This is a genomic window from Kitasatospora sp. NPDC096077, from assembly GCF_040303245.1.
Lineage (GTDB): Bacteria > Actinomycetota > Actinomycetes > Streptomycetales > Streptomycetaceae > Kitasatospora.
In genome coordinates this window covers 96,476-103,042 of record NZ_JBEOSV010000030.1, presented here as the reverse complement: position 1 = coordinate 103,042, position 6,567 = coordinate 96,476, and the positions used below count along the sequence as shown (strand labels likewise).

General features: G+C 73.0%; 5 protein-coding genes. 4 read left to right on the top strand and 1 reads right to left on the bottom strand.

Annotated elements, in window-relative coordinates:
* The first annotated feature begins 207 nt into the window (after window positions 1-207).
* From ccsB to ABTZ03_RS24710, 4 genes are all read left to right on the top strand, one after another.
* Window positions 208-1,344 carry a c-type cytochrome biogenesis protein CcsB gene (ccsB, locus tag ABTZ03_RS24725; protein ID WP_350515254.1) on the top strand — a complete coding sequence of 379 codons (1,137 nt, stop codon included), beginning with the start codon at window positions 208-210 and terminating at the stop codon, window positions 1,342-1,344.
* Between the two features lie 214 nt (window positions 1,345-1,558).
* The gene (locus ABTZ03_RS24720) at window positions 1,559-2,920 is read left to right on the top strand and encodes an aminotransferase-like domain-containing protein (RefSeq protein WP_400919754.1); all 1,362 of its coding nucleotides are present in this window, start codon (window positions 1,559-1,561) and stop codon (window positions 2,918-2,920) included.
* A complete protein-coding gene (gene hppD, locus ABTZ03_RS24715; protein WP_350515253.1) occupies window positions 2,917-4,026 on the top strand; it encodes a 4-hydroxyphenylpyruvate dioxygenase in 1,110 nt (369 codons plus the stop codon). Before ABTZ03_RS24720 ends, hppD begins: the two co-directional genes overlap by 4 nt.
* A complete protein-coding gene (locus ABTZ03_RS24710) occupies window positions 4,023-5,138 on the top strand; it encodes an alpha-hydroxy acid oxidase (protein ID WP_350515252.1) in 1,116 nt (371 codons plus the stop codon). Before hppD ends, ABTZ03_RS24710 begins: the two co-directional genes overlap by 4 nt.
* 63 nt (window positions 5,139-5,201) lie before the next feature.
* On the opposite strand, the gene ABTZ03_RS24705 is transcribed toward ABTZ03_RS24710, so the two are convergent.
* Window positions 5,202-6,548 (bottom strand): tryptophan 2,3-dioxygenase, encoded by a 1,347-nt coding sequence (locus ABTZ03_RS24705; RefSeq protein ID WP_350515251.1) that lies wholly within the window; start codon window positions 6,546-6,548, stop codon window positions 5,202-5,204.
* Between the last annotated feature and the right edge of the window lie 19 nt (window positions 6,549-6,567).

Below are 6,567 nucleotides of genomic sequence, written 5' to 3'. Positions count from 1 at the left end.
CACACATGCCGGTGATCTTCGCGGGTCCCCAGACCGCGAAGATCACCGGCATGCATCACGCCACGGAGTTGATCACTTACCCAACACTTTCTGAGGGGGGATCAGTCCCGGCCCGGGAGCGGGACCCCGGAGAGTCGGCAGCGGATCACCCACCGTAGAGTGGGGGCGGTCAGTGTCCATCGAAGCCTGACTCCGAAGGAGTTCGTGGTGAAGCTCGCCTCGGTCGTCGACCTCCAACTGGCTGGCATGTCCAACAAGCTCATCTACTCGGCCATGGCGGTGTACGTCCTGGCGATGTTCGCCCACCTCTTCGAGTGGACGTTCGGCAGCCGGGGAACGGTGGCCCGGCGCTCGATCGAGCAGACGACCCTGGCCGAGACGGTGGCCGCCCACGAGGGCAGGAGCGTCCGGCAGGCCACGGTCACCGTCGCCTCCGGGGACGGCGGGTCCACCACCCTCACCCGCACCGTGGTGGCGGGCGAGGGCGCGACCGTGGTGACCACGGGCCGGGGCGAGGAGCCCCAGGTCGACGGGCCCGGTGCCGCGGGGAGCAGCCCGAAGGCGGACCTCGCGGGGCGGATCGCGATCTCGCTGACCACGCTCGGCGCGCTGCTCCACGTCGGAGGGGTCACCGCCCGCGGGTTGTCGGCGATGCGCTGGCCCTGGGGCAACATGTACGAGTTCTCCTGCGCGTTCGCGCTCGCCATGGTCCTGGTCTACCTGGGGCTGCTGGCGGCCAAGGCCCCGGTGCGCTGGCTGGGCGTGCCCGTCACCGTCGGCGCCGTGCTGACCCTCGGGCTCGCGGTGACGGTGCTCTACACCGGGGCGGACGCGCTGGTCCCGGCCCTGCACTCGTACTGGCTGGGCATCCACGTCACCGCCGCGACGGCCTGTGTGGGCGCCTTCTACACGGCCTTCGCCGCGACCCTGATGTACCTCGGCAAGGACGTGTACGAGAAGCAGCGCGCCCTCGGCGCGCGTGAGACGGGCCCGCTGCGCATCCCCGCCTCCGTCTGGGAGCGGCTGCCCGCGGCGGCCACGCTCGACCGCTTCTCGTACCGGGTGAACGCGATCGTCTTCCCGCTGTACACGTTCACCGTCATCGCGGGTGCCATCTGGGCCGAGGCGGCCTGGGGCAAGTACTGGGAGTGGGACCCGAAGGAGACCTGGTCCTTCGTGACCTGGGTCGCGTACGCGGCCTACCTGCACGCCCGGGCGACCGCCGGTTGGCGTGGCCGCAAGGCCGCCTACGTGGCCCTGGTCGCGTTCGCCTGCATGCTCTTCAACTACTACGGCATCAACATCTTCGTCACCGGCAAGCACTCGTACGCCGGGATCGGCTGACGCCGCCGGCAGTGCGGAACTCCGCCCCGTGATGCCGTGGTGCGCCCCGGGATCACGGGGCGGACCTCGGACCGGTGCCGGGATCGTTTCATGATTCACTCTGTTCCGGGGCTGCGTTCCCGCACGCCCGCACGTTCGTGAACCCCGCGCAGGCGGCTTCGGGGAAGCAGTTCGCCGCCGCTCGGCGCGGGTGCAGACACAAGGGGGAGCTGGATTGACCGCGTCCGACAACGAGCGGAGTCCGGTGGAGCTGGAACTCGCCGACCTGCACGCATCGCTGGCCTCACCGGTCATCGAATCGATGAACTTCCTCAACGAGGTCTCACAGCGCTTCCCGGAGGCCGTCTCCTTCGCCGCCGGACGCCCCTTCGAGGGACTGTTCGACACCGAGCTGGTCCACCGTCATTTGCGCCGGTACACCGAGCACCTGATGGAGCGGTTCGACGGCGACGTCACGCTGGTGCGGCGGACCGTGCTGCAGTACGGCCGGACCAAGGGGATCATCCACGACCTGATCGCGAAGAACCTCGCGGTGGACGAGAACGTGGTGGTCGACCCGGAGTCGATCGTGGTGACGGTCGGCTGCCAGGAGGCGCTGTTCCTCACCCTGCGGGCGCTGCGCCGCACCGAGCAGGACTGTCTGTTGACCGTGCTGCCCTGCTACGTGGGGGTCGCCGGAGCCGCCGAGCTGGTCGACATGCCGCTGCTGCCGGTCCAGGGCTCGCCGGCGGGCATCGACCTGGCGGACCTGGTGGAGGTCGTGCGGCGGGCCAAGGAGTCCGGCCTGCGGCCCCGGGCGCTGTACGTGGTGGCCGACTTCGCCAACCCGTCCGGGATCAGCCTCGACCTGGAGACCCGGCAGCAGTTGCTGCGGCTGGCGGCGGAGCACGACTTCCTGCTGCTGGAGGACAACCCGTACGGGATCTTCCACGCGCCGGACACCGAGCCGCTGCCGACGCTCAAGGCGCTCGACCGCGACCGCCGGGTGGTCTACCTCGGCTCGTTCGCCAAGACCGGCCTGCCGGGCGCCCGGATCGGCTACGTCGTCGCCGACCAGCTGGTGGGCGACGGCAACGGCGGGACCCAGTCGCTCGCCGACCAACTCGCCAAGATCAAGAGCATGCTGACGGTGAACACCCCGCCGGTCGCCCAGGCCGTCATCGGCGGGAAGCTCCTGGAGCACGACTTCAGCCTGCGCGCGGCGAACGCCCCGGAGAACGCGGTCTACCAGGAGAACCTCCGCCACCTGCTGGCCGGGCTGGCCGAGCGGTTCGGGCCGGACCGGCGCCCGGGGGTGAGCTGGAACGTGCCCACCGGAGGCTTCTTCGTCGTCATGGACGTCCCGTTCCCGGTCGACGACGAGCTGCTCGAACTCTCGGCGCGCCGGCACCGGGTGCTGTGGACGCCCATGCACCACTTCTACGGCGACGGCGAGCCGCGCCACCAGATCCGGCTGTCCTTCAGCTACCTGACGCCGGAGCAGATCACCGTCGGCCTGGACCGGCTGGCGGAGTTCGTCGACGAGCAGTGCGAAGAGAACGGCACGACCGCACCGAACCAAGGGGGACACCTGTGAGCGCGCTCGACATACTCGGGGTCGACCACGTCGAGTTGGCGATCGCCGACCTCGACCTGGCGACCGGACTCTTCGCGGACCAGTACGGGCTGGAGGTCTACGCGCGCTCCGCCGACGCGTCGGACGGGGTGCGCGCGGTCGCGGTGGGCCGGCAGGGCGTCCGACTGGTGCTGACCGCGGCCGGCGACGCCGACCACCCGGCGGCCGCCTTCGTCGAGCGGCACGGTGACGGCGTGTCGGCGATCGGCCTCGCCACCCCGGACGCGGCGGCCGCCTTCGCCGAGGCGGTCCGGCGCGGTGCCCGTCCGGTCGTCGAGCCGACCACCCGGGACGGCGTGGTCACCGCCTCCATCACCGGTTTCGGCGACGTCGTGCACACCTTCGTCCAGCGGCTGCCCGGGGTGGACGCCCGCGCCCTGCCGGGGCTGCCGGTGGCCGGGCCGGGCGCCGTCGAGGAGGCCTCCGCCGAGGGGCCCGCCACCGGTGAGCCGCGCCCGACCCCCGGTCTGCACACGGTGGACCACTTCGCGGTGTGCCTGGAGGCCGGTCAGCTGGTCCCCACGGTGGAGTTCTACAAGACCGTCCTCGACTTCGACATGGTCTTCACCGAGCGCATCGTGGTCGGCAAGCAGGCGATGGACTCCATGGTCGTGCAGAATCGTTCCGGCACGGTGACGCTCACTCTGATCGAGCCCGATCTGTCCCGGGAGCCCGGCCAGATCGACCAGTTCATCAAGGACCACGGCGGCGCCGGCGTCCAGCACATCGCGTTCGCCACCGACGACATCGTGCAGGACGTGGCCCGACTGGGCGCGAACGGCGTCGCGTTCCTGCGCACCCCCGGGGCCTACTACGACCTGGTGCCGGAGCGGCTCGACCTGCTGCGCCACTCGGTCGACGGGCTGCGGGAGCTCAACATCCTGGTCGACCAGGACCAGGACGGCCAGCTGCTGCAGATCTTCACCCGCTCCGTCCACCCGCGCGGCACGCTGTTCTTCGAGGTGATCGAGCGGCTGGGCGCCCGGACCTTCGGCAGCGGCAACATCAAGGCGCTCTACACCGCGGTGGAGCTGGAGCAGTCCCGCACCGACGAGGCGGCCCGATGAGCGGCCCCGCTCCGGATCCGGCACCGGTCCCGGCGGTTCCGGCGGTCTGCCTCGCCGACATCGAGCGGCTCGCCGCGGACCGACTGCCCGCCGAGGTGCGGGACTTCGTCGCGGGCGGCAGCGGTGACGAGTCCGTCCAGGCCGCCAACCGGGCGGCGCTGGACCGGGTGCGCCTGGTGCCGCGGGTGCTCGCCGGGACGGACGTCGCGGACCCCTCCGGCCCGCTGCTGCGCGGGACGGCCGCGATGCCGGTCGTGGTGGCGCCGATGGCCTACCAGCGGCTGATGCACCCGGACGGCGAGCTCGCCGCCGCGCGCGCCGCGGCCGAGGCCGGGATCCCGTACGCGATCAGCACCCTGAGCAGCTACCCGCTGGAGGAGATCGCCGCGGTCGGCGGTACGAGCTGGTTCCAGCTGTACTGGCAGCGCGACCGCGCGCAGGTGCTCGACCTGGTCCGCCGCGCCGAGGAGGCCGGCTGCGAGGCGCTGGTGGTCACGGTCGACGTGCCGGTCATGGGCCGTCGACTCCGCGACCTGCGCAACGGGTTCACGCTGCCCGCCGACGTGACCGCGGCCAACCTGGGCGGGGTGCCGCTGGCGGCGACCCACACCCGGCAGCCCGGGGCGTCGGGCGTCGCGACCCACACCGGGCAGGCCTTCGATCCCGCGATCGGCTGGGCGGACCTGGCCTGGCTGCGCGAGCGCACCACGATGCCGCTGGTCCTCAAGGGCGTCCTCGACCCGCGGGACGCCGTCCGGGCGGTGGAGATCGGCGCCGAGGCGGTGGTGGTGTCCAACCACGGCGGCCGCCAGCTCGCCGGTGCGCCGGCCAGCATCACCGCCCTGCCGCCGGTGGTCGAGGCGGTCGGCGGCCGCTGCTCGGTGCTGCTCGACAGCGGCATCCGCTCCGGCACGGACGTCCTGCGCGCCCTGGCCCTCGGCGCCGACGGCGTGCTGCTCGGCCGCCCGGTGCTGTGGGGCCTGGCCGCCGACGGTGAGGCGGGCGCCGCCCGCGTGTTCGAGCTGCTGCAGGCCGAACTCCGGGAGGCCCTGGTCCTGTCGGGGTGCCCCGACCTCGGCGCCGCGCGCGACCTGGCCACCGTGCTGGGCTGAGCCCGGCCCGGCGGGCCCTGTCCGGCCGGGCTCGGCCCGGGACGGACAGGGCCTGACAGCCTGCTAGGCGGCGGCCAGCATCGGGAACAGCTCGATGTTCGCCGCCGCCTTCAGGTAGTCGGCGCCCGTGGTGCCGCCGGTGCCCGAGACCCGGCCGATGATCTTCAGCGTCACGCCCCAGTGGGTGCGCTTCATCGACCGCCAGGCGGCGTCCAGCGCGAGCATCTCCTCCTGGAGCCGGCGCGCCTCGTCCGCGTCCCAGCCGCCCATCCGCGCCAGGAACTCCTCCTGCAGCGTCGCGACGACCGTGAACTCCGGGCCCTTCTCGCTGGAGTACGGGCCGTCCGGCCGCTTCGCGCTGACCAGTTCGATCATCTGGTAGGGCCGGGACTGGATGGCGCTGGCACCGTGGGTGTGGTCCCGGATCACCGCGAAGGTCTCCGGCGGGATCGTGGTCAGGATCCGGTACAGCGCCGAGGTCGCCCCGGTCAGCCGGGCCGCCGTCGCCGACAGCACGGCCGCCGCCTCGACCGGCCGGCCGGCCCGGACCGCCTCGACCGCGTCGGTCAGCGCGGCCGCCACCCGGGCGAAGATCCGCTCGAAGAGCTGCACGGACCGGATGAACATGTGCTCGTCGTGCACGGTGGTCACCGGCAGCAGCCCGATGTCCACCGCTCGCCGCAGTCCGGCCGGCACCCCGGCCCGCAGCAGCGCCACGGTCTCCCGGCCGGCGGCCACCAGCTCCTCGTTCCCGGGCGCGGCGGCGACCGCGGCCCGCAGCGCCTCCAGCGGCGCGGGGTGCGGCACGGCCGCCGGGGCGAACGCGCCGAGCCGGGCCACCGCCTGCAGCACCGCGACCGTCCTGGTCCGCTGCCGGTCGGTCGGCTCGGGCAGGGCCAGGGCGTCCAGCTCGACCGTCGCGAGGTCCGCGAGCAGCGCCACCATCAGCAGGTCCTCGGCGTGCTCCGCGCTGCCGGCGTCCCAGTGCGCGACCTGCAGCAGGTCGTGGCCGGCGTAGCTGTTGTACGCCATCGGCTGGTCGGTGAACGTCAGCGGCAGCCACTGGTCGAACAGCCAGGCGTCCGGGGACGACCACGGCCGGGCCAGCCCGCCGCAGCCGATCCGGACCCGCAGGCCGCGCAGCAGCTCCACCAACTCCGGTGCCACCGCGGCCTTTCCGACCCGCCGGTAGTAGTCGACGACCGCCCGGTACGGAAAGTCCGGGTAGCTCTCCGGCCCGATCGGCCGGTGCGACCAGTCGGTGACCTCCTCGACCGCCCGCCGCAGCGCCCGCGCCGCGTCCGCGGGCGTCCCCACGGTGAGGGCGGGTCCGCCCACGCCCGCGCCGGGCACCGGCCCGCCGGACTCCCCGGTCCGGTCCCGGTCCGCCGCCAATCCCGAGCTCGTCATGTCCGTGCCTCCCCCCTGC